The 23630-nt window shown below is 50.9% G+C and carries 22 protein-coding genes; 17 read left to right on the top strand and 5 right to left on the bottom strand.

The annotated features are described in order from the left end of the window. Positions 1-20 precede the first annotated feature (20 nt). From aroB to MJX74_RS17260, 3 genes are read left to right on the top strand one after another with little or no spacing between them, the layout of a single operon-like run. Positions 21-1091: a 3-dehydroquinate synthase gene (gene aroB, locus MJX74_RS17270; RefSeq protein WP_240224272.1), complete on the top strand. Its 1071-nt coding sequence runs from the start codon at positions 21-23 to the stop codon at positions 1089-1091. Then, positions 1078-2367, top strand: a complete 1290-nt coding sequence (locus MJX74_RS17265; protein ID WP_240224271.1) for an SPOR domain-containing protein — start codon at positions 1078-1080, stop codon at positions 2365-2367. The genes aroB and MJX74_RS17265 overlap by 14 nt, the downstream gene beginning before the upstream one ends. A gap of 6 nt (positions 2368-2373) precedes the next feature. Then, positions 2374-3249: a Dam family site-specific DNA-(adenine-N6)-methyltransferase gene (locus MJX74_RS17260; protein ID WP_240224270.1), complete on the top strand. Its 876-nt coding sequence runs from the start codon at positions 2374-2376 to the stop codon at positions 3247-3249. On the opposite strand, the gene MJX74_RS21980 is transcribed toward MJX74_RS17260, so the two are convergent. The 3 genes from MJX74_RS21980 to MJX74_RS17250 form a co-directional block, all read right to left on the bottom strand. Further along, complete coding sequence (locus MJX74_RS21980) at positions 3194-3346, bottom strand: DUF2970 domain-containing protein (RefSeq protein WP_420851424.1); 153 nt, start codon at positions 3344-3346, stop codon at positions 3194-3196. The genes MJX74_RS17260 and MJX74_RS21980 overlap by 56 nt on opposite strands. Before the next feature lie 38 nt (positions 3347-3384). After that, positions 3385-3636: a hypothetical protein gene (locus MJX74_RS17255; RefSeq protein WP_240224269.1), complete on the bottom strand. Its 252-nt coding sequence runs from the start codon at positions 3634-3636 to the stop codon at positions 3385-3387. A 155-nt stretch (positions 3637-3791) separates the two neighbouring features. Next, entirely contained in the window at positions 3792-4472 is a 681-nt protein-coding gene (locus tag MJX74_RS17250) for a TorF family putative porin (RefSeq protein ID WP_240224268.1), read from the bottom strand. Between the two features lie 233 nt (positions 4473-4705). Here MJX74_RS17250 and rpe point away from each other — a divergent pair, with 233 nt between their 5' ends. From rpe to MJX74_RS17235, 3 genes are all read left to right on the top strand, one after another. After that, positions 4706-5380, top strand: a complete 675-nt coding sequence (gene rpe / locus MJX74_RS17245) for a ribulose-phosphate 3-epimerase (protein WP_240224267.1) — start codon at positions 4706-4708, stop codon at positions 5378-5380. Positions 5381-5487: 107 nt separating this feature from the next. After that, a complete protein-coding gene (gene trpS / locus MJX74_RS17240) occupies positions 5488-6492 on the top strand; it encodes a tryptophan--tRNA ligase (protein WP_240224266.1) in 1005 nt (334 codons plus the stop codon). Between the two features lie 127 nt (positions 6493-6619). After that, the gene (locus MJX74_RS17235) at positions 6620-7348 is read left to right on the top strand and encodes a FadR/GntR family transcriptional regulator (protein WP_240224265.1); all 729 of its coding nucleotides are present in this window, start codon (positions 6620-6622) and stop codon (positions 7346-7348) included. Positions 7349-7437: 89 nt separating this feature from the next. Here MJX74_RS17235 and araD1 read toward each other — a convergent pair whose 3' ends face one another. Continuing rightward, the gene (araD1, locus tag MJX74_RS17230) at positions 7438-8436 is read right to left on the bottom strand and encodes an AraD1 family protein (RefSeq protein ID WP_275692837.1); all 999 of its coding nucleotides are present in this window, start codon (positions 8434-8436) and stop codon (positions 7438-7440) included. Positions 8437-8509: 73 nt separating this feature from the next. After that, a complete protein-coding gene (locus MJX74_RS17225; protein ID WP_240224264.1) occupies positions 8510-9445 on the bottom strand; it encodes a glycoside hydrolase family 43 protein in 936 nt (311 codons plus the stop codon). Between the two features lie 192 nt (positions 9446-9637). Here MJX74_RS17225 and MJX74_RS17220 point away from each other — a divergent pair, with 192 nt between their 5' ends. From MJX74_RS17220 to MJX74_RS17170, 11 genes are all read left to right on the top strand, one after another. Continuing rightward, positions 9638-11389 carry an IlvD/Edd family dehydratase gene (locus MJX74_RS17220; protein ID WP_240224263.1) on the top strand — a complete coding sequence of 584 codons (1752 nt, stop codon included), beginning with the start codon at positions 9638-9640 and terminating at the stop codon, positions 11387-11389. Positions 11390-11439: 50 nt separating this feature from the next. Next, positions 11440-12222, top strand: coding sequence for an SDR family NAD(P)-dependent oxidoreductase (locus tag MJX74_RS17215; RefSeq protein WP_240224262.1), 783 nt, complete (start codon positions 11440-11442; stop codon positions 12220-12222). Positions 12223-12253: 31 nt separating this feature from the next. Next, on the top strand, positions 12254-13870 hold the full coding sequence (locus MJX74_RS17210; RefSeq protein ID WP_240224261.1) for an aldehyde dehydrogenase (NADP(+)): 1617 nt from the start codon (positions 12254-12256) through the stop codon (positions 13868-13870). A gap of 11 nt (positions 13871-13881) precedes the next feature. Then, on the top strand, positions 13882-14979 hold the full coding sequence (locus MJX74_RS17205) for an aldose epimerase family protein (protein WP_240224260.1): 1098 nt from the start codon (positions 13882-13884) through the stop codon (positions 14977-14979). A gap of 88 nt (positions 14980-15067) precedes the next feature. Continuing rightward, positions 15068-16027, top strand: a complete 960-nt coding sequence (locus MJX74_RS17200; RefSeq protein ID WP_240224259.1) for an ABC transporter substrate-binding protein — start codon at positions 15068-15070, stop codon at positions 16025-16027. Positions 16028-16080: 53 nt separating this feature from the next. After that, a complete protein-coding gene (locus tag MJX74_RS17195; RefSeq protein WP_240224258.1) occupies positions 16081-17580 on the top strand; it encodes a sugar ABC transporter ATP-binding protein in 1500 nt (499 codons plus the stop codon). Then, the gene (locus MJX74_RS17190) at positions 17581-18657 is read left to right on the top strand and encodes an ABC transporter permease (RefSeq protein WP_240224257.1); all 1077 of its coding nucleotides are present in this window, start codon (positions 17581-17583) and stop codon (positions 18655-18657) included. After that, positions 18654-19640, top strand: coding sequence for a galactofuranose ABC transporter, permease protein YjfF (gene yjfF / locus MJX74_RS17185; RefSeq protein WP_240224256.1), 987 nt, complete (start codon positions 18654-18656; stop codon positions 19638-19640). Before MJX74_RS17190 ends, yjfF begins: the two co-directional genes overlap by 4 nt. After that, on the top strand, positions 19633-20589 hold the full coding sequence (locus MJX74_RS17180) for an SMP-30/gluconolactonase/LRE family protein (RefSeq protein ID WP_240224255.1): 957 nt from the start codon (positions 19633-19635) through the stop codon (positions 20587-20589). Before yjfF ends, MJX74_RS17180 begins: the two co-directional genes overlap by 8 nt. Next, complete coding sequence (locus MJX74_RS17175) at positions 20586-21626, top strand: glycoside hydrolase family 43 protein (RefSeq protein ID WP_240224254.1); 1041 nt, start codon at positions 20586-20588, stop codon at positions 21624-21626. Before MJX74_RS17180 ends, MJX74_RS17175 begins: the two co-directional genes overlap by 4 nt. A 220-nt stretch (positions 21627-21846) precedes the next feature. Further along, a complete protein-coding gene (locus tag MJX74_RS17170) occupies positions 21847-23388 on the top strand; it encodes a glycoside hydrolase family 43 protein (protein ID WP_275692836.1) in 1542 nt (513 codons plus the stop codon). Positions 23389-23630 lie beyond the last annotated feature (242 nt).

The following is a 23630-nucleotide window of genomic DNA, read 5'->3' as shown; positions in this document are numbered from 1 at the left end:
CATCTACCGGGGAGCTGCTGATGCAGAAAGTTGAAGTCCAACTTGGCGAACGCAGCTACACCATCTCTATCGCGGATAATTTTCAAGGGCTAGAACCTACGCTGGCGAACTGCCGTCAGGTTGTTATTATCTCTAACCCCACCGTGGCGCCACTTTATCTGCAGTCTGTGCAGCAATTGTTTACCGGCTGCACAACGCTACATTTTTTACTGCCTGATGGTGAAGCCTATAAAACCTTAAATTCGTTTGAACAGGTTATGGGCTTTTTGCTGGAACAGCGTATGTCACGGGACGTACTGTTAGTTGCACTGGGTGGTGGAGTAATTGGCGATCTTACCGGTTTTGTTGCTGCCTGCTATCAGCGCGGAGTGCCCTTTTTACAAATTCCTACTACGTTATTATCTCAGGTTGATTCTTCTGTAGGGGGTAAAACAGCAGTAAACCATCCGCTTGGCAAGAATATGATCGGCGCTTTTAAACAACCTGCTCAGGTTCTGATTAATACTGCAGTGTTATCAACGTTGCCAGCGCGGGAGTTTGCCGCCGGTATGGCAGAAGTGATTAAGTATGCCCTGATAGCTGACGCTGAGTTTTTCAGCTGGCTGGAACAGAAACAACAACTTATTCAACAACAGCATGCTGCTACACTGGCAGAGATGATTCGCTACTGTTGTCAGATGAAAGCAGATATTGTCAGCCGCGATGAAACAGAGCAAGGCGAAAGAGCACTGCTTAATTTAGGCCATACTTTTGGCCACGCAATAGAGGCTTATCTGGGTTATGGCGAATGGCTGCATGGTGAAGCCGTTGCTGTCGGTATGGTGATGGCTGCCGAACTGGCTTTAAGCCGGGGCGATTTGCAAGCAGCAGACTTAACACGTATTAACGCATTGCTGCTGGCATTTTCATTGCCGGTTAAACCTCCGGAAGGTATGCATATTCACGATTTTATGCCTTACATGAAAACGGATAAAAAAGTTAAAAACGGCAGTATGCGTTTTGTGTTACCAACCGCGTTTGGCGCCACAGCTGTGGTAGATAACGTAACCGAAACGGAACTTTTCAGGGTATTTGCTGATGGAAACAACTGAACTGCAGGCAAAGTTAGCATCGTTTGACCACTTGCTGCCGTCGCAGCGGGAATGGGCAGAACGGTTGCTGTTCCAACTGGCGTTTAATGATGTTGATCATATTGAGGCTGTTGGTGCAGCTGGCAGCGGTAAGTCAACACTGGCATTGACATTGGCTGAGCTGTTTTCCGAGCAATATAACGTTGCCTTGCTCAATACAGCAGCAGGTGATGACCAGGTTGCAGGCCAGTTAATGCAGCAATGGTTTGGTTTGCCAGCCCAGGCTGGTGTCGCGTTGTCGGAACAAATAGCGGCTCAGGCCGGCACAATGCCGTTGCTGCTTATCATTGATAATACCGAGCAATTTAGCGCTGTGTTGCCACAGTTACAGAATTTACCCTGTTTGCTGTTCAGCTTTTCCGGCAAACCACTATTGGACGACGGCTTAACGCTTACCATCAATCGGCCTACATCCGCCGATGCAGAATCCTTGCTGCTAGCAGAACAACTTAATCCACTGGAAATAACCACCCGTCTGGCTGATGCCAATGGCAACCTGCACCTGTTATTGCGTCCCGCGGCGCAAGCCAGGTCTGCTGCAATAATACCAGAATACACTAAGCCTACTATGCCGCCGTTTAAAGCGGTATATATTGTGATAGCGGCAGTTTTGGTGGCCATGTTGCTTTATTTTTTCTGGCCTGAAAGCGAAACACCTGATACGCCAGTGCGTATACCGGTGCCGATACCAGCAGTTACGTCAGAGCCAGAAGACGTTATCGCAGAACAAGACACCGCTGTTGTGGAGCCTGTTTCTGAGCCAGAATTGATCCCGACAATCCCACCTGCCGCGCCAGAGCAGATCGTTACAGATGAGAGTGCGATTGAAGCTGAAAATGCAACCGTGCCGGCAGACCAAGCCGTACCAGAACCTGCTGCAGCAGATGTTGAGGAACCGCTTATAGTAGAATCGTTTAAGTATGATGAAACCGAACTGCTCGGCATGGACAAACAACAGGTAGCACTGCAGCTTGCCGTATTGTCCAGTGATGCGTCCTTACAGCGCTTTAATAAGACTTATCCACAGCTGGGCAGCCTGGTTTATCAGCGTAACTGGCAGGGTAAAACACAACGGGTAATATTATTGGCACCGTTTAGCAATGCCGCTGCTGCTAATCAACAACTGGCACAGTTGCCTGAGGCGCTGCGGACTGGCGGGCCTTTTGTTAAAAGATTACAGGCCGTACAGACAGAGATTAACGCCTTGCGCCGCAACCAACAAAGCGTGCCGGAATAACAACCTATGGTTAAAAGCAGGCAAAAAAGCCGGGCATTTCTTAAGTGGGCGGGCGGGAAATACAACCTGGTAGATGCAATACAACAGCATCTGCCAGACAGTGATACTCTGATAGAACCTTTCGTTGGCGCCGGCTCAGTATTCCTTAATACTGATTATCCAAGCTATAAACTGAACGATATCAACGCAGATCTAATTAACTTGTATCAACTGGTAAAAACTCAGCCCGAGCGCTTTATAGCTGATGCAAAAACCTTGTTTACGCAGCTCACTAACCAGCGTGAGGTTTATCTGCGGTTACGCCAGCAATTTAACCTCAGTGACGATGCCTATGAGCGGGCGCAGTTATTTCTGTATCTGAACCGGCATGGCTACAATGGCCTGTGCCGTTACAATCTTTCAGGTAAGTTTAATGTGCCTTTTGGCAGTTATAAAAAGCCGTACTTTCCTGAGGCTGAGTTGTATTTTTTCGCAGAGAAAGCGCAACGTGCTGAATTTAGCTGTGCCAGTTACCAGCAACTCATGCTGCAAGCGCCTGTTGGGGCGGTGGTTTATTGTGATCCGCCTTATGTGCCGTTGAGCAAAACGGCCAGTTTCACCAGCTATGCTACGCAAGGCTTTGATTTAAATGATCAGGCTGAGCTGGCTAATTTAGCCGAGCAAGCACAACAGCGTGGCATTACAGTGGTGATCAGTAACCATGATACGACGTGGACACGAAAAATTTATCAGCAGGCACAATTGCATAGCTTGCAGGTAGCGCGTTCGATTAGCCAAAATGGGGCAACGCGCGGTAAGGTAGCTGAGCTATTTGCGGTGTATCAACCTAAGCGAGCACCCAGGACACTACAAGTAGCAGTGTTACCACAAAAAGCAGGGTAACAATAATACCTACAATAATATAAGGTAGTGGGCTACTTGCGCTGAAATCTTGTTGGCGTTGCTGCTCTGACTGAACGCCGACCAAAGCACCTAACACAGCTTTAATGACTTGCAATAGAGAGGGCTTTTGGTTTATCAAGACTTTTGTACCGGAGCAAACCGGCTTAGCAGTTCAAGTAAATCAACAAAGTGAAACTGAGTCGAGCGGCTTTTACCGGTAAACCAGCTTAGCCAGTTTTGTTGATCAACTTCAGTACAGGGCATAGCTGACTGAATCAGTGGCTGGCAGTGCTGATTGGCAACCCAATCAGGTAAGGCAAGGCTCAGAGCTCCGGCAATAATGCCAGCTGAAATTACAGCCGCTTTTAACGGGGTGGTGAATTTCATGTTAATTCCATTTGCTCTTGTAAACAGTTCAGATAATAAAGCATCTGGCTTTTTGATTCAAGCTGATTATTTCTTCACCATTTTATCGGCCGAACAATATGATTTAAATGGGGGGGAGCTACCGGTACAACTACACCGGCAGCTTAACAGTAGTATTAAAAGCTTTTTGAAATAGAAAATATCACCCGGCTATCTGCCAGATATGAGCCGTCAACATCAGTGTCAACATACGCCAGGCTTAGCCCCGCACCCATAACTTCAGTGCTGACACCCACGCTCCAGTCAAGATAGCTGGCACTGCTATCATCATATTCGTTCTGGCCGACATGTAAGTCTAAACTGAAATTTTCAGTTAAGGCATAACTGTAATTAGCATACACATAATAGAAGTTACCACTGTTCATATAGTAATCATCACTGTATGCCAGGCCAAAGGTTAAATCTTTGTATGATAAGGAGCCATAAATCTCCCAGAAATTTGAACCATCAATTGCGGTATTCGGATAACCGTAGCGCATAATACCAACGTCGGTTGACCAGTCATCATTGATGGCACCACTCCAACCCAACATCACATCCAGTTCTAAGGTACCTTCGGTCAGAAAATCAACGTTTGAACCCCAAACTGAAACATAAAAGCCGGACTCGTCAGTGAGTGATAGCCCACCTTGCAAGGCTGGTGCTTCTTCCGTTTGTGAAATACCACGAAAGGCATAGTCTGACGCGAAAGTAATATCTCCGCTCAGTTCTACCGCGCTGGCACAAAAACTGCTGGCCGATAATCCCAGTAAAATCATGCTAGTTGCTAACGTCGTCATTTTTGTTGCTGTTTTCATTTTATTCGCCCTTTTCTCTGTTCCCTCGATTTGGGGTTCCAAGATATATGCCATGTAGTTTTATTGTTTTAATTCATGTGGATAAGTTAGTCTGGTTTTAACTTATGTAACAGCTTGTGCTAAATTGGTGCGCTGTTGCTCGTTTTTTGGGCGCTAACGCACTTCGGCATAACCGTGCATTTTTATGCCAAATTCAGTAAAGTTCGCACACTGTGTTTAAACGGAAACCTGCTATGCAACCTTATTTGATTGCGCCTTCTATTTTATCTGCTGATTTTGCCCGCCTCGGAGATGATGTGGCGGCGGTATTAAAGGCTGGTGCCGATGTGGTGCACTTTGATGTGATGGACAATCATTATGTGCCAAACCTGACCATGGGGCCTATGGTGTGCCAGGCGCTGAGAAATTACGGCATTACTGCACCGATAGATGTGCATTTAATGGTAGAGCCGGTTGATGCGCTGGTGCCGCAATTTGCCGAGGCGGGTGCCAGCATTATTACTTTTCATCCTGAGGCATCGCGGCATATCGACCGTACCTTACAGCTAATTAAAAGCCACGGTTGTCAGGCTGGTTTGGTATTTAATCCGGCTACGCCACTGAGTTATCTCGACTATGTGTTAGACAAAGTCGACGTTATTTTGTTGATGTCGGTTAACCCGGGCTTTGGCGGGCAAAAGTTTATTCCGGCCACGCTGGAGAAACTGGCGGCAGCCCGCAATATTATCGATGCCAGCGGCTTGCCCATCCGGTTGGAAATTGATGGTGGTGTAAACCTGGATAACATTGCTAATATCGCTGCAGCCGGCGCTGATATGTTTGTTGCCGGTTCGGCCATTTTTAATGCCGCGGATTATGCCGACGTGATTACTAAGATGCGCCAGCAACTGGCAAAAGTACTGCGTTAAGCGGCTTTTTTACTGTTGCAATGCGCTGATATGGTTATAATGCTGCTCTTCAAACCGGTCTGCACCGGCCTATCAATAACAATACAGCCTTTAAAGTGGATACAACTATGAGCAATAAGCCAATTGTGCTAAGTGGTGCACAGCCATCCGGACAACTTACCATCGGTAATTATCTCGGGGCGCTGCGCCAATGGGACAAAATGCAGGATGACTATGATTGCTTGTATTGTATCGTTGATTTGCATGCTATTACTGTAAGGCAAGAGCCGGCAGCATTACGCAATGCCTCGCTCGACAGCCTGGCGTTGTATCTGGCCTGTGGTATCGATCCAAAGCGCTCTGCCGTGTTTCTGCAGTCGCACGTGCCGGAGCACAGCCAACTGGCCTGGGTGCTGAACTGCTACACCCAGTTTGGTGAGCTTAGCCGGATGACGCAGTTTAAAGATAAATCTGAGCGCCATACGCACAACGTTAATGCCGGTTTATTTACTTACCCGGTATTGATGGCAGCCGACATTTTATTGTATCAGGCGAATCAAATTCCGGTAGGGCATGATCAAAAGCAGCATTTAGAATTAGCCCGTGATATAGCAACACGCTTTAACGCGGTGCACGGCGACATTTTTACTGTACCACAGCCTTTTATCCCGCCGGTGGCAGCGCGGGTAATGAGTTTGCAAGACCCCACGAAGAAGATGTCTAAATCGGATGAAAATCCGTGGAATTTCGTCGGTTTGCTTGAGGATCCGAAAATGATCAGCAAAAAATTTAAAAAGGCGATGACGGATTCAGAAGATCCGCCACGGGTACGTTTTGATCTGGACGCCAAACCGGGTGTAGCCAACTTGCTAAGCATTCTAAGCGGTGTTACCGGCAAAACCATCGCCGCGCTGGAAGCCGAATACGAAGGAAAAATGTACGGCCATTTAAAAGGCGATGTTGCTGATGCAGTCATTGCTTTGCTGGAGCCGGTACAAAAAACCTTTACCGAGCTGCGTGCTGATCAAACTACCTTAACCGCAGTAATGCGCGCCGGAGCAGAGAAAGCCCGTTCGCGCGCCGCAGCGACACTGGCAAAAGTGAATGATGCTGTGGGTTTTGTGCTGCCATAATGTTGCTAAGTTGGCTTAGATTATGGGTTTTTCTGCATTAATACGATAGGATATATATTATTGTAGTAGTATTGGCACAGTTAAGCGGTTACGGTTGATAGTACAGGTGTGAGCAAGGGGAAACTGAATGGCTGCAGGCAGAAATCGTCCGCAAAGTATCCATGGTTGGGTGGCCGAAGAGCTGGGAACCCGCATTGTTAGTGGGGTTTATACGCCGGGTGAGTATATTCCGAACGAAGCTGCCATTGGTGCAGAACTGGATGTATCGCGTACCGCGCTGCGTGAAGCCTTTAAAATTCTCACTGCCAAAGGCTTAATTGAGGCGCGTCCCAAGCTGGGCACCCGCGTGCGGCCGCGGCAGTATTGGAATATGTTCGATACCGAAATACTCAGTTGGTGTTTTGAGTCTAAGCCTACGCCAAAGTTTTTTGTTTCGTTGTTTGAAGTACGGGAAATTTTTGAACCGGCCTCTGCAGAGCTGGCTGCGAAAAACAGCACTGCTGAGCAGATAAAATTGCTGGCTAAAGCTTATAAAGATATGGAAAAAGCTAAGCTGGGCACTGATGAAGTATTCTCCAGCGATCTGAATTTCCACCTCTGTGTGCTGAATTCCACTAACAATGAATTTATGATTTCGCTGGGCATGACCATTCAAACGGCGTTGATGGGGTTATTCCGTCTGAGCAGTTCAATTGGTGATGAATATACCGAAGCCCTGCCGGCGCACAAAGCGGTGTATGAGGCGATAGCCGTAGGCGATGCGCAAGGCGCCAAACAAGCCATGTCGCGTTTACTCAGCCGGTCAAAAGAAAACCTCGATTACGCCCTGACCAATTTTACCGGCAGCGGCGCATAAAACACTAAGCGGTGCGCTAAAAATAAGCAGTAAACCAATAGTTGTTAACTACACTTTTGGCTTACTGCCTTGCTATCTCTGCGCTAAAGTTACAGCGCTTTAACCTGCATACTGACATCATTATTGACAGCCAGCATATTTTGCAGTGGCTGGCCAAATGGCGCTGCGCCAATTTCAAACACATCACCTGCCTGCGTTTCAAAGCCATCGCCAAAGCTTAAAGTTGCGGTGCCAAAGAAATGCACATGGGCATCGCCCGGGCGGCAGAACTGGCGGTATTTAAAATGGTGCGCCTCAAGGTTGGCAATGCTGTGCGACATATTCTGCTCGCCACTGACAAAAGGTTTTTGCCACACAGTTTCGCCGTTACGGATAATCCGCGAGTGGCCGCGAATATCAGCCGGTAACTCGCCTACCAGCAGCTCAGGGCCGAACGAGCATGGCCGTAGTTTGGAATGCGCCAGATACAGGTAGTTCTGCCGCTCGGTTTTATGATCAGAGAACTCATTACCAATAGCAAAGCCAAGCCGGTAAGGTTGTCCTTGCGGGCCAATCAGGTACAAACCGGCAATTTCCGGCTCTTCGCCGCCATCTAACGCAAATGCAGGGGAGGTTAACGCTGCCCCTGGTGCGACGACAATGCTGCCATCGCCTTTGTAAAACCATTCCGGCTGCACGCCTTGCTGGCCAGCTGCAGGCTTGCCGCCTTCGACTCCCAGCTTAAACATTTTCATGGTATCGGTCAGCTCAGAGTCGGCTTTGCCGGATGTCTGCGCATGCATAGTGGCGCGGGTGTCGGCGCTGCCTAAGTGGGTCAGGCCGGTGCCCGTTACCAGCATATGGGCGGCATCGTCCGGGTGGTCATAGGGCGGCAGCAAGCGTTGTTGCTGAATAATGTCGGCATAGCTTAACGTGGTGTCGCTTTTCAGGGCCAGACTTTGCTGTTGCAATGACAGTTGGTTGCTTAGCGCCAGTTGTGCCAACTGATAAACCGAACTGATGCTATGCAGCACTGTAACGCTGTCGGTTGAATTAACAATAGCTACAGCGCGCTGTTTGTCTGATGTATAAAACTGAATAAGACGCATGGTGTTCCTCTTATTACAAAAAATAGTGCAAAAGAACCGGCCGCGGCATATTAGCTTGCAGCCGGCAAATAAGTTATTTCACCGCTTCGGTGATACCTTCAGATGTCATAATGATGCGTTTAATGCTGCCATCTTCGTTGTAGTACAGTGGATCTATTGCCACCGCACGGCGGAATTCACCGCCGTCAGGTTGTGATGCACCGGTGTGGTAGATAAAGAACCATTTATCTTTAAACTCGATAATCGACTGATGGTTAGTCGGCGAGTTGCCGGCTACTTCGTTTAGAATTCCGCGATACTGCCAGGGGCCATGAATACTTTTGCTGGTGGCATAGGCAATTTTCTCCGGGAAGCCGGATGCATAGGACAGATAGTAAATGTCGCCACGTTTATGCACCCACAAGGCTTCAGTAAAATCAGGTATATCAATAGTCTTAATAGGGCCATCAAGCTCAATCATATTGTCTTTCAGTTTGGCGTAGCGTGCTTTGGTATTACCCCAGAACAGATAAGACTGGCCATCATCGTCGGTAAACACGGCCGGGTCTATGTCGTCCCAGTCAATCTCGGTGTCGGTGGTCATATCATTGGTAATAAGTGCCTTGCCTAGCGCATCTTTAAACGGCCCCAATGGGTTGTCGGCTACCGCAACGCCAATAGCAAAGCCATTAATAGTGGCGTGGCGCACGGTAACAAACCAATAAAATTTGCCATTTTTTTCAATCACATGTGAAGCCCAGGCATCGCCTTTGGCCCATTTAAAGTCTTTGGTGCTGAGTTTAGGACCATGGCGCTGCCAGTTCAGCATATCGGTCGACGAAAACACCAGCCAGTTATGCATGACGAAAAAGCCTTTGTTGTCTGGCGCTTCATCATGGCCGGTGTACAGGTATACGGTGTCGTTGTGCACTATCGCAGCTGGATCAGCAGTGCGTATGTCCTTAAAAATCGGGTTAGCGCTGGCAGCCAGTGCCCAGCTTAAGCCCAGTAGCAGTAGTAGTGTTTTCATAAGTCCCCTGTCGATATTTGTAATTGCCATATTTGAATTATAGTATTACTAATTAGCTGCTTTGACAGCTGTTTTACCCCATTGGCACGCTGCCGATTTTGCTGCCGGAGAAAAAAAATCACTTGTAACCTTTCCAAGGTTTTAGTATTAGTAATACAATAATATTAAATTAAGCTATTGCGAGATGCAACCATGGCAGATAACGACGACAAAAAGAGTGGCAACAAGACAGTATTGCGCTCAGCAAGCTGGTTCGGCACTAATGACAAAAACGGTTTTATGTACCGTAGTTGGATGAAAAATCAGGGTATTCCGGATCACCACTTTCAGGGCAGGCCGGTTATCGGTGTGTGCAATACCTGGTCAGAGTTAACGCCGTGCAATGCTCATTTTCGGGAAATTGCCGAGCGGGTAAAAAATGGTATTCGTGAAGCCGGTGGTATTCCGGTTGAGTTTCCGGTGTTCTCTAATGGCGAATCGAATTTACGCCCTACTGCAATGTTAACCCGCAACCTGGCTGCGATGGATACTGAAGAGTCTATCCGCGGTAATCCGATAGACGGCGTAGTGCTGCTGGTGGGCTGTGATAAGACCACACCTGCATTACTAATGGGGGCAGCCAGCTGCGATTTGCCTACCATAGTTGTGACCGGTGGCCCGATGTTAAATGGTAAACATAAAGGCCAGGATGTTGGCTCCGGTACTTTGGTGTGGCGGATGCACGAAGATTTAAAAGCCGGCAATATTGATATGAACGAATTTCTAAGCGCCGAAGCCGGTATGTCACGCTCGGCAGGTACCTGTAATACCATGGGCACCGCCTCTACTATGGCCTGTATGGCGGAATCGCTCGGTACCAGTTTGCCACATAATGCGGCTATTCCGGCGGTGGATTCCCGCCGTTACGTGCTGGCACATTTGTCCGGGATGCGCATTGTTGAGATGGTGCATGAGGATTTGCGCCTGTCGAAAATTCTGACCAAAGATGCGTTTTTAAATGCTATCCGCACCAATGCTGCCATTGGTGGCTCGACTAACGCCGTGATCCACTTAAAAGCTATCGCCGGACGCATCGGCGTGGATTTAAGCCTGGACGACTGGGAACACGGCCGCGGTGTGCCCACCATTGTGAATTTACAGCCATCCGGTAAATATCTGATGGAAGAGTTTTATTATGCCGGTGGCTTACCGGCCGTGCATCGCCGGCTGGGTGAGCTGGGTGTGCTGACAAAAGACGCGCTGACGGTAAACGGCAAAACTATCTGGGACAACGTTAAAGACGCGCAGTGTCATAACGATGATGTCATTCGCCCGCTGGATAACCCGCTGGTGGCTAACGGCGGCATCTGTATCTTACGCGGTAATCTGGCACCGCGCGGCGCGGTATTAAAGCCCTCTGCCGCCAGCCCGCACCTGATGAAACATCGTGGTAAAGCGGTAGTATTTGAAAACTTTGACCAATACAAAGCGCGAATTAACGATCCTGAGCTGGATATCGACGAAAACAGCGTAATGGTATTGAAAAACTGTGGCCCCAAAGGCTACCCCGGCATGGCCGAAGTTGGCAATATGGGCCTGCCACCTAAGGTGCTGAAAAAAGGCATTAAAGATATGGTGCGTATATCTGATGCGCGGATGAGTGGTACTGCCTTTGGCACAGTAGTACTGCATGTCACCCCCGAAGCGATGGAACTGGGCCCGCTGGCCGCCGTGCAGGAAGGCGATTACATTCAGCTGGATGCCGAAAATGGCCTGTTGCAACTGGAAGTGTCGGATGCTGAACTGGCGGCACGGCTGGAAAAACTAAAATCTACCCAGGTCATTCTGCGTACCGGTGGTTATATGGAAATGTATCGCGAACGGGTATTGCAGGCCGATGAAGGCTGCGACTTTGATTTTCTGGTGGGCTGTCGCGGTGCAGCGGTGCCGGCACATTCGCATTAAACATAATAAAAATGGCGCCTGCTACAGCAGGCGGTTAAACAGGGTTAGCTATGAAGTTAAGTAACAATTATCCCAGCTTGCGGGATAAAACCGTATTTATCTCCGGTGGCGGTTCCGGCATTGGTGCTTGCCTGGTTGAAGCCTTTTATCGCCAGGGCGCCAAAGTGGCGTTTGTTGATATCCTTGAAGCAGAATCCCAGGCGTTGGTTAGTCGGTTACAGGTGTTAGCGGATGACAACCGGCAACATGGTGCAGTGCGCTTTTACAGTTGCGATCTGACTAATATCGAGCGCTTAAAGCAGGTTATCGGCCAGACTGAGCAGGATTTAGGTGCCATTGCGGTGCTTATTAATAACGCGGCCAGTGACACCCGGCATCACTTTTTGGATGTAACAGAGGAGTACTGGGATCAGCGCATGCAAATTAACCTGCGCCATCAGTTTTTTGCTATTCAGGCAGTGTATCCGCAGATGAAACACCTCGGTGGTGGCTCAGTGATTAACCTTGGCTCGATGAGCTGGTATGAAAGCCAGGGCGGCATGCCGGGCTATACCAGTGCCAAAGCTGCCGTATTGGGTTTAACCCGGGGTTTAGCTCGGGATCTAGGTCCGGATAAAATCCGCGTTAATACGTTAACACCAGGCTGGGTAATGACCGAGCGCCAGTTAACCCACTGGGTGACACCGGAAACTGCCCTGGATATAGAGAAAAACCAGTGCCTTAAAGACAGCGTGATGCCGGAAGATGTCGCAGCTATGGCGCTGTTTCTCGCCTCTGATGACAGCAGGCTTTGTACAGCACAGAACTTTATTGTAGACGGCGGCTGGATTTAACCAGCTGCGCTAACTTAACAGGACCAAGATTATGCGTATTACCGGCAAACAACTGATTAACGGCCAATGGCTGGCAGGTGAAGCAGGGCAATATCAGGCCGTTAACCCGGCAACCGGCCAGAAAATAGCCCCAGCATTAAGCTATGCCAGCAAGGCCCAGGTTGCCTCAGCTGTAGCGGCAGCAGAAGCTGCAGCGCCCTTGTATGCAAACACCAGTGCGGCACAGCGGGCTGAGTTTTTACAGCGCTGCGCCGAAGAAGTAATGGCGTTGGGGGACGAGCTAATTGAACGGGTAATGCAGGAGACCGGCTATCCGCGCGGCCGGGTTGAAGGTGAGCGTGGTCGTATTTGTCATCAGCTGCGCTTATTTGCCAGCTCCATTCGCACGGGTGATTATCTCAATATCCGTATTGATAAGGCGTTACCAGAGCGCCAGCCACTGCCAAGGCCGGATATACGTTTTATGAACCAGCCGCTGGGGCCGGTTGTGGTATTTGGTGCCAGCAATTTTCCACTGGCGTTTTCTGTCGCCGGTGGCGATACGGCAGCGGCGCTGGCAGCAGGCTGCCCGGTGCTGGTAAAAGGCCATAACTCGCACCCCGGCAGCTGTGAGTTGGTAGCGCAGGCGCTGGATAACGCCGTTAAAGCCTGTGGTTTACCCGCTGGTGTGTTCTCTTTATTAATGGGTTCTGGCCGGGAAATTGGCTCTGAGCTGGTAGTAGCACCAGCCGTAAAAGCAGTCGGTTTTACCGGCTCACTGGCCGGTGGTATGGCGCTGTTCAAACTGGCCAATAACCGGCCGGAGCCGATACCGGTATTTGCCGAAATGGGCAGTGTTAACCCCGTGGTATTTCTGCCACAGGCGCTACAGCAGTCTGGCGCAGCACTGGCTCAGGGCTATGTGGCCTCGTTAACCCTGGGCTGTGGTCAGTTTTGTGTTAACCCGGGCGTGGCCATAGCTATAGCCGGGCCAGAGCTGGACAGCTTTATGCAAAGCGCTGCTGAGGCGCTGGCGAAAACACCGGCCGGCGTGATGCTGAACGACAATATTGCCGATGCCTACAATAAAGGTGTGGCTGAGCTGGCAGCACAGCCAGGCGTGAGTATCGCTGGCAGCGGCGCAGCCGTTACTGCAGAGCAGGGCTTTTATACTCAGGCGCAGTTATTTAAAGTGGCTGCGGCTACCTTTTTGGCGAACCCGCATTTACAGGAAGAAGTGTTTGGCCACACCTCGGTGGTTGTGGTCTGTGACGATAACAATCAGTTACTCCAGGTAGTGAGCAGCCTTAAAGGCCAGCTAACCGGCACTATACACTGCACAGAGCCGGAACTGGCCGGACAAAGTAAACTGGTGCAGTTGCTGCGCAGCAAAGTGGGCCGGTTGGTGATTAATAACTTCCCGACTGGTGTGGAAGTGTGCGATGCGATGATGCATGGCGGGCCTTTCCCAGCAGCAACCGATGCTCGTTTCACTTCGGTAGGTACCGCCTCAATTGCCCGTTTTATCCGGCCAATATGTTTCCAGAACTACCCACAGGCACTGTTGCCGCAAGAGCTGCAAGATAGCAATCCGTTGCAGATCTCGCGGTTGGTAAATGGTGTGCGCACCACGGCTGCGGTAGACGCCGCGGTTGCGAGCGCCAGCTAATGGCAGCGGCAATGTCAGTTAGCCGCCGTGAGCTGGCGCATCCTGCGCTGGCGCAAACAGTGCAGCTAATCACGCTGGATAATGGCAATGGCTTAACAGCTACGCTGTCGACGCTGGGGGCCGGCATCTGGTCGGTTACCCAGCTTGATGAAAGCGGTACAGCGGCCGAACTGGTGCTGAACTATCAGGACCCTGCGCAGTGGGCCACTAACCGGTATTATTTTGGCGTCACCATTGGCCGGGTGGCCAACCGCATTGCTGCTGCGACGTTTGAGCTTGATGGCAAGCAGGTCAAACTTGCCGCCAACGAGGGCGCCAACCAGTTGCATGGCGGGCCAGAAGGGCTTGGCAGTCGTTTTTGGCAATACCGTACAGAGCAACAGGCCGACAGCGTAGCGGTGATCTTCAGCTGCCAAAGTGCCGATGGCGATCAGGGCTACCCCGGTAATGTGGCGGTTGAAGTTTGCTACCGTCTTAACCGGAATAATGAGCTTAGCATCGACTATTACGCCATTACCGATAAGCTTACGCCGTTATCGTTAACTAACCATTGTTACTGGAATCTGGCCGCTAAACCCGGTGCTGATGTGCTGGGGCATACATTATGGCTTAACGCCGGCTATACCTTAGAGGTGAATGAGCAACTGGTGCCTAACGGTAACTTGCTGGCGGTTGCCGGTACGGCCTTTGATTTTCAGCAGGCCAAAACTATCGGCCGTGATATACAGCAGTTGCCTAACGGTTACGATCACTTTTTTGTGCTGAACGATTTTGCGCAAAACCATATTGTGCAAAACCATATTGTGCAGAGCGATGCCAATACACCGCAACCGCAACTGGCGGCGGTGCTGTCTGATCCGGGCTCAGGCCGGGTGATGGACATTCTGACCACTGAGGCCGGTATGCAGTTTTACAGTGGCAATTTTCTCGATGGCAGCCTGAACGGCGCCGATGGGTTGCCGCTTAGCAAATTTGCCGGGCTTTGCCTGGAAACCCATGCTTACCCGAATGCAGTTAATCTGCCGCAGTTTCCATCGATTTTAATTACACCGGCGCAGCCCTACCGGCAGCGCACTATTCATCGTTTTTATACACAGAGGATAAGCTAAACCGCCAAGCGCGATAGCAACGGGGCACAGACCCCGCATCGCATAACTTATAAAACTGCCGGGGTAACCCGGTCAACGGGGACAAGGTATGAAAATTAAACGTCTGTTAGGCGCCACAGCTGTGCTGGTGCTGTCTTCTTCGCTGGCACTATCTTCTTTGGCGAGGGCCACTACCATTGGCTTTTCGCAGGTGGGTTCAGAAAGCGGCTGGCGCAGCAGTTTCAGTGAGTCGGTTAAGCAAGAGGCGGCTGCGCGTAAAATCGACTTAAAATTTGCTGATGCGCAGCAAAAACAGGAAAACCAGATCCGTGCCGTACGTGGCTTTATTGCCCAGCGCGTGGATGCCATTATTATTGCGCCTGTGGTTGAAACCGGCTGGGCGCCGGTGCTGCGTGAGGCCAAACGGGCGCGTATTCCGGTGGTGATTGTCGATCGTAATGTGCAGCTAAATGACGACTCATTATTTTTAACCCGTATTGCCTCAGACTTTACCGAGGAAGGCCGCAAAGTTGCCCGCTGGCTGATGCAAAAAACCGACGGTAACTGCGCCATAGTTGAACTACAGGGCACCGTGGGGGCCACGGCTGCCATTGACCGCGCCAAAGGCTTTAACGAAGTATTGGCAGAGTATCCCGCTGCAAAAATTATCCGCAGCCAGACCGCTGAATTTACCCGCAGTAAAGGTAAAGAAGTGATGGAAAGCTTCCTTAAGGCTGAGCAGGGCGGCCGCAATATCTGTGCTTTGTGGGCGCATAACGATGAAATGGCACTGGGAGCGATTCAGGCCATTAAAGAAGCAGGCTTAAAACCGGGCCAGGATATTTTGGTAGTGGCGGTAGACGGCGTACCGGACTACTTCAAAGCCATGGCCGACGGTGAAGCCAATGCCACCGTTGAGCTTGATCCGCACCTGGGCGGCCCGGCCTTTGATGTGATAGCGGCTTACCTTAATGGCGATAAAGATATTGCCAAATATATCAATAACACCGGGGAGCTATTCAGCCAGGATACGGCAGCAGCTGAATACCAGAAGCGTACCAATAAATAACTGACTGGCAGTGCAGGTTTGGCCTTCGCTGCCGCAAAGTACAGGAGCCATTTATGACTACGCCATCTCTGGTATTAGAGCTGAAACAGGTCTGTAAACATTTTCCCGGCGTTAAGGCGCTGCAAGATGTCGATTTACGTTTATTTGCCGGTGAAGTGCATGCTTTGCTGGGCGAAAACGGTGCCGGTAAGTCTACCCTGGTTAAGGTAATGACCGGCGCGTTGGCCAAAAGCAGCGGTGAAATTTACTTTAACAGCCAAAACTGCAGCTTTGCCAGCCCGGCTGCAGCACAACAAGCCGGTATTAGTACCGTGTATCAGGAGGTGAATTTACTGCCTAACCTGAGCGTGGCACAAAACCTGTTTCTGGGTCATGAACCGCGCCGCTTCGGCTTAATTCAGCACCAAAAAATGCAGCAGCAGGCGCAGCAGTTATTGCTGCGTTTTAAGCTTAATATCGACGTTAGCGCCCCGTTAGCGCAATATTCTGTCGCCGTACAGCAGCTGATTGCCATTGCCCGCGGCGTAGCAATGTCGGCTAAAGTGCTGGTGCTGGACGAACCGACTGCCAGCCTCGATAGCAGTGAAGTGCAGATGTTGTTTGACGTAATGCGCCAGCTGCGTGATCAGGGTGTGGCGATAGTGTTTATTACCCACTTTCTTGATCAGGTGTATCAGATAAGTGACCGCATTACCGTGCTGCGTAACGGCAGCAAAGTAGGCGAATACCTGGCGGCTGATTTACCGCGCGCCCGGCTGATTGAAGCCATGCTCGGCAAAGAGTTGCAGCAGCTGACACATCAGGCTGCTACCACCACGCCAGCCGCAGCTGAGCTGCTGTTAGTACTGAATAATATTGCAGTAAAGGGCTCAATTAGTGGTATTTCGCTAACGGTAGCACAAGGCCAGGCTGTCGGATTGGCCGGGTTGCTTGGCTCTGGCCGTACCGAAGTGTGTCGTGCTGTGTATGGTGTTGATGCTTTAAGCCAGGGCGAGATTCAGTTTGGCGGCAGAACTTTGCGGTTGCAGCAGCCTGCTGATGCGATAAAAGCCGGTATTGCGCTGTGTCCGGAAGAGCGCAAAACAGAGGGCATTATCGGCCCTTTATCCATTCGCGAAAACATTATGCTGGCATTACAGGCACGCCGCGGCTGGTGGCGCTATTTGCCGGTTAAACAACAGCAGCAATTGGCGGCGTTTTATATCGACAAATTGCACATTGCCACGCCGGATGCCGAAAAACCTATCGAGCAACTAAGCGGTGGCAATCAGCAAAAGGTGATCCTGGCGCGCTGGCTGGCCATTAATCCGCAGTTACTGATCCTCGATGAACCTACCCGCGGCATTGATATTGGCGCCCACGCCGAAATTTTATTACTGATTAAAAGCCTGTGTCAGCAAGGTATGTCGCTACTGGTCACCTCGTCTGAGCTGGAGGAGCTGGTCGCTTTTGCCGGTAAAGTGGTGGTGCTGCGCGACCGGCAAAAAGTGACTGAGCTAAGCGGCGACACTATGACTGCCCCGCACATTATGCAGGCTATTGCAGAGGGATAAATGAAACAGACTCAATCTTGCACCGACAGCTTACAGCAGGCGCGGCTGGCACGTTACAGCCCCGGCAGTATTAAAGCGTCGGCGCGTTATTTATGGCCACTGGCAGCGCTAATGTTGCTGCTGGCGGTAAACCTGGTGTTGGATGCCAGCTTTTTTCAGCTCAGTTTTCAGGATGGCCGTTTGTATGGCTCGTTAATTGATATTTTAAACCGTAGTGCGCCGGTAGCACTGCTGGCAATAGGTATGAGCCTGGTGATTGCTACCGGCGGTATTGATTTATCAGTCGGGGCCGTGATGGCCATTGCCGGTGCAGTATGCGCCAATTTATTATTGCAGACAGCGTTGCCGTTGGCACTGGTGATTGCAGCCGGGCTGGCGACAGGTATTGCTGCCGGCCTGATTAATGGCACTCTGGTCAGTTATCTGAAAATTCAGCCGATTGTGGCTACCTTATTGCTGATGGTGGCCGGACGCGGTGTCGCCCAGCTGATTAACCAGGGCCAGATTGTGACATTTCAGCGGCCCGATTTTGCCTGGCTTGGTACTGGCAGTTGGCTAGGGCTGCCGCTGCCAATCTGGCTGGTTATCGGCATGTTTGCTTTAAGCCAGCTACTGCTGCGGCGCACCGCGCTGGGCCTGTTTATTGAGGCGGTAGGCTGCAATGCTACCGCCAGCCGTTATTTAGGTATTAACGATAAAGCGATAAAGCTGTTTGTCTATGCCTTTGCCGGCTTTTGCGCCGCGTTGGCCGGTATGATTAGCGCCGCCGATATTCAGGGCTCGGATGCCAATAACGCCGGTTTATGGCTGGAACTGGATGCCATTCTGGCGGTGGTGATTGGTGGTGCGGCACTGAGCGGTGGGCGTTTTTCACTGTTATTGTCGGTTATCGGCGTGCTGATTATTCAAAGTTTAAGCACCACTATTATTGTCAGCGGTTTACCGGCCAAATTTAACTTATTGATTAAAGCCCTGGTGGTGCTGCTGGTGCTGTTGCTGCAGTCAGATAAGTTTCGCCGCCAGCTAAGCAGCTGGTTACCCAAGTTGCGAAAGTGGCGTAAAGGAGGCCAGATATGATGTCGGTGCGCTATTTACCCTTGTGGATCACGGCGGCGTTGCTGTGCCTGATGTTTGGCATTGGTGGCTGGCAGTTTGATGGCTTTGCCTCACTGATTGTGGTGAGCAATTTGTTTAGTGATAACGCTTTTTTGCTGATTGTTGCCCTGGGCATGACGCTGGTGATTATCTCCGGTGGTATTGATTTGTCGGTCGGTGCGGTGATTGCTCTTAGTGGCGTGGCCGCCAGTTTATTGATAAGCCAGTACCAGTGGCACCCGCTGCTGGCTTTTGCGCTGATCCTGCCGGTGGCAGCATTATTTGGCGCGCTGATGGGCGTGCTGATCCACGTTTATAAACTACAGCCGTTTATTGTTACGCTGGCAGGAATGTTTCTGGCGCGCGGCCTGGCGACCACATTAAGTGAAGAATCGGTAGCCATCGACCACAGCTTTTACGATGCCATAGCTGAATTTGGCTTTGTGCTGCCCGGCGGCGGCTGGGTAGGTGCTTCAACCATGATCTTTATCGTGTTGTTGTTGCTGGTTATTGTGCTGATGCACTACAGCCGCTTTGGTACTTATGTTTATGCGCTGGGCGGTAATAGTCAGTCAGCCGAATTGATGGGCGTGCCGGTAGCGCGTACCACTATCGCCATCTACGTACTAAGTAGTGTGTTGGCGGCGCTGGCGGGCATAGTGTTTACCTTTTATACCTTCTCCGGCTATGCGCTGGCTGGCGTAGGCATGGAGCTGGATGCGATTGCTGCCGTAGTTATTGGCGGTACTTTGCTAACCGGCGGTAGTGGTTTTGTTATCGGTACAGTGTTGGGGGTGCTGCTGATGGGCGTGATCCAGACCTATATTATTTTTGATGGCAGTTTAAGCAGCTGGTGGACCAAAATTGTTATCGGCTTGCTGTTGTTCGGTTTTATTTTGCTGCAAAAATTACTCAGCCGGCGCACTGCATTAACGACAGCGGCACGGAGTACTGCTCATGGCTAACAGCGAAAACCTGCAACTATTAGCCAGTATCAACGTAAAAAACCGCCTGGGTGAAGGTGTTTTCTGGCACGCGGCCAGCAACAGTGTGTGGTGGACAGATATTCACGGCAAAGCCTTGTTTCAGCTGCGCTGGCCAGAGCAAACGCTACGGCAGTGGCCATTGCCCGAGCGCATCAGCTGTTTTACCTTGTTAAATGCTACCGATCCGATGGCAACCCGCTACCCCTTGCTGGTGGCCTTTGCCAGCGGGTTTGCACTGTATAACCCCGATAGCGGCGCTATCTTGTGGCTGGCAAAACCCCAGCAGCAATTAAGCGGCAACCGCTTTAACGATGGCCGCGTCGACCGGCAGGGCCGGTTCTGGGCCGGTACTATGGTAGAGCAGCCAACTGCAGATACTGCTGCCAGCGGCAGCTTGTACCGGCTGGATCAAAACGGTTGTCAGCAAATGCTGAGCGGCCTGCGTATTCCTAATGCGCTGTGCTGGAACCACGATAGCAACCTGATGTACCACGCCGATTCACCATTGCAGCAAATCAACCGGTACCGTTTTAACCCGATAACCGGTGAGCTTGGCGCTGCCGAAAGCTTTGCCACAACGCCGGTTGGTGCTGAACCTGATGGCGCCATTATTGATGCCGATGATCACCTGCTTTGCGCGTTGTGGGGCGGCAGTGCGCTGGCCCGCTATGCAGCCGATGGCAGCCTGGCGGCGCTTTACCCACTGCCGGTAACACAACCCACCTGTGTTGCGCTCGGTGGCGACAAGCTGGATATTCTGTTTGTTACCACCGCAACCGAGGGCTTAAGTGCTGAGCAGCTTGGCCAGCAACCACAAGCGGGCAATTTATTGGTTTATCAGTACCCGCACCAGGGCCTAACCGAGCCACAACTGGCGGTAATACCGTGGCAGCAACTGGCACAGCGCTATCACGGAGGTGCTAAATGAAGCTTTTACCATTATTCGCCGTATTAGCCAGCTTGGCAGGGCTAAGCGGCTGCCAGAGCGAAAAAACGGCGCCTGGCAACTTAACTACGGCGCAGCAACTGGCAGTAAATAACGCGGTTTCTGCGGCTTTTATTCCGCGCCGGGCCGATCCCTGGGTGTATAAAGCCGACAATGGCTATTACTTTACCGCCTCGGTGCCGGAGTTTGACCGGATAGAGTTGCGTTTTAGCCCCGACATCGCCAGCCTGGCCAGCGCGCAGGCGAAAACCGTTTGGCGCAAAAAAGCCAGCGGGCCGATGAGCGCCAATATCTGGGCGCCAGAGCTGCATCGGATAGACGGCGTCTGGTATTTATATGTCGCTGCCGGCGAGGCTGAGCGGCCGTTTCAAATAAGAATGTATGTGCTGGCCAATAGCGCCGCCGATCCTATGCAGGGCCAATGGCAGGAGCTGGGCCAGATGCAAAGCGCGTTGGACAGTTTTTCACTGGACGCCACCGTATTCAGCCACCGCGGTCAGCATTATATGGTATGGGCGCAGCAGGATGCCGCGCGCAGCTATAACAGTGCTTTAGTGCTGGCAAAAATGGCCACGCCAACCCGGCTGGAGGCGCCGGAAGTGATTATCAGCCAACCGGAATTCAGCTGGGAGCAGCAGGGTTATAAAGTCAATGAAGGCGCCGCAGTATTGTTCCGCCATGGCAAAATCTTTATCGCGTATTCAGCCAGTGCGACTGATCACCGCTATGCCATGGGGTTACTGTGGGCCGATGAAAATGCCGATTTGCTTGACCCGCAAAGCTGGCATAAAGCGCCTGAGCCGGTATTTCAGACCCGGCCGGAATTTAACCGCTATGGCCCAGGGCATAACAGCTTTGTGGTTGGTGATAACGGTGAAGATCTGATGTTTTACCACGCCCGCGACACTCAGCAACTGCAAGGCTCGCCGTTAACCGACGGCAACCGCCATACCCGCTGGCGGCAAATACACTGGTCGGCTAACGGCTTACCGTTATTTAACGATCATCTACCGGATTAATTCGCTGCCAGTAGTAAGACAATAGCCGCGCTGTAATCGCGGTTTAAGCGGGATTTTTCGCTTAAATTTAAAAAGTAATACAATAATATTAGTGAGAAAGAGGGTGATTCTGTCACTAACCGATGCAGCAAAATAAGGTTGTTTTTAGCCGCATAGTTGTTTGTGCCATTTAACGGCAGCAGAACTTACCCGCAATAACAACAAACGACAGGGGTATAAGATGCAAAAACGTAACAGCGGTATTTTTTCCTTCAGCATTTTAGCTACGGCACTGCTGCTCAGTGCCTGTAACGACGGCAATAACTCACCACCGGCGGCGGTGGCCTACCCACCGGTATCGGCAGCTCCGCCAATACCACCACCGTCACAGCAGGGCGGCCCAACGTTTACTAATGTTGGCGTGCACGATCCGTCAGTAATTAAAGTGGCCGACACCTATTATGTGTTTGGCTCGCATCTGGCGGCGGCAAAATCGACCGATCTGATGCACTGGCAACAAGTCGCCGATGGCGTAAACAGCAATAACCCACTATTTGACGATGTGCTGATTGAGCTACAGGAAACCTTTGCCTGGGCGCAAACCGATACGTTATGGGCTACCGATGTGATTCAACTGGCTGATGGCAAATTTTATATGTATTACAACGCCTGCAAGGGCGACTCGCCCCGTTCGGCGCTGGGTGTTGCGGTGGCCGGTAATATAGAGGGGCCTTATGTTAATAAGCAGATTTTGCTTAAATCCGGCATGTGGGACGAAATTAGTGAAGACGGCACGATTTATAACGCGCAAATTCATCCAAATGTAGTTGACCCCCAAGCTTTTTTTGATAAAAACGGCAAGTTATGGCTGGTGTATGGCTCTTATTCCGGCGGCCTGTTTATGCTGGAAATGGATCCCGCGACCGGCTTAACGCTGCCAGGGCAGGGTTATGGTAAGCACCTGATGGGCGGCAACCACAGCCGGATTGAAGGCGCTTATGTGCTGTACAGCCCTGACAGTGATTACTACTACCTGTTCAGCTCGTTTGGCGGCCTGGATGCCAACGGCGCCTACAATATGCGGGTGGCTCGTGCCAGTGCGCCGGATGGCCCTTATCTGGATGCGCTGGGTAACGATATGGCGGCGGTAAAGTCAGATCCGGCGCTGCCGCTGTTTGATGATGCTTCTATCGCGCCTTTTGGCCAGAAAATTATGGGTAACCATTTGTTTGTTCGCAGTAGTGACGAGCCAGGCACGGGGACGGGTAGCGGCTATGTATCGCCGGGGCATAATTCAGCCTATTTTGACGCGGCTACAGGCCAGTACTTTTTGCTGTTTCATACCCGATTTCCGGGGCTGGGCGAGCAGCATCAGCTGAGGATGCACCAGTTTTTTATTAATAAAGACGGCTGGCCGGTGGTGGCGCCGCATCGCTATGCACCGCTGAGTACGGCGCCCACCGAGCTAAGCGCAACTATTGGCGAAGATGAAGTCGCTGGCCAGTATAAGTTTATTAATCACGGTAAAGATATCTCGGCCAGTATTAAAAACTCGCAGCTGATCACCTTAGCTGCTGATGGCACTGTTAGCAGCGGTGCAGGCGATATCAGTGGTAGCTGGCATTTTGGCACTGAGCAGCAGATCACGCTGAACCTCGGTGATACTGGCCTGTACGAAGGTGTATTATCACGCCAGTGGCATGAAACCCCGGCACAGTTTGTCGTGACCTTTAGCGCTCAGTCGGCACAGGGTGTTTCGGTATGGGGCAGCAAACTGCCGTAGTAAGCAAAAGCCAGTCCGGCAACCGGACTGGCTTTTTCAGCTGAGTAATATTAGGGCGTGTTGACGTTTGTTGATTGTTTTTGCAGCTGGGTGGCTGGTATTTATACAAGGCAGAGCTTGTGATGTGTAGTTATTCTACATGAACAAGCGATAACGCCGTAGAAATTGTCATTTAAAAATAAAGATTCACCATAAAAACACCTGCATAACGCATAATTATGAAACAGTGTGACATTGTGAAA

Source organism: Rheinheimera hassiensis (genome assembly GCF_022436675.1).
Taxonomy (GTDB): Bacteria; Pseudomonadota; Gammaproteobacteria; order Enterobacterales; family Alteromonadaceae; genus Alishewanella; species Alishewanella hassiensis.
Note: the sequence above shows the minus strand (reverse complement) of the source record. Positions and strands in the feature narration are given on the sequence as shown.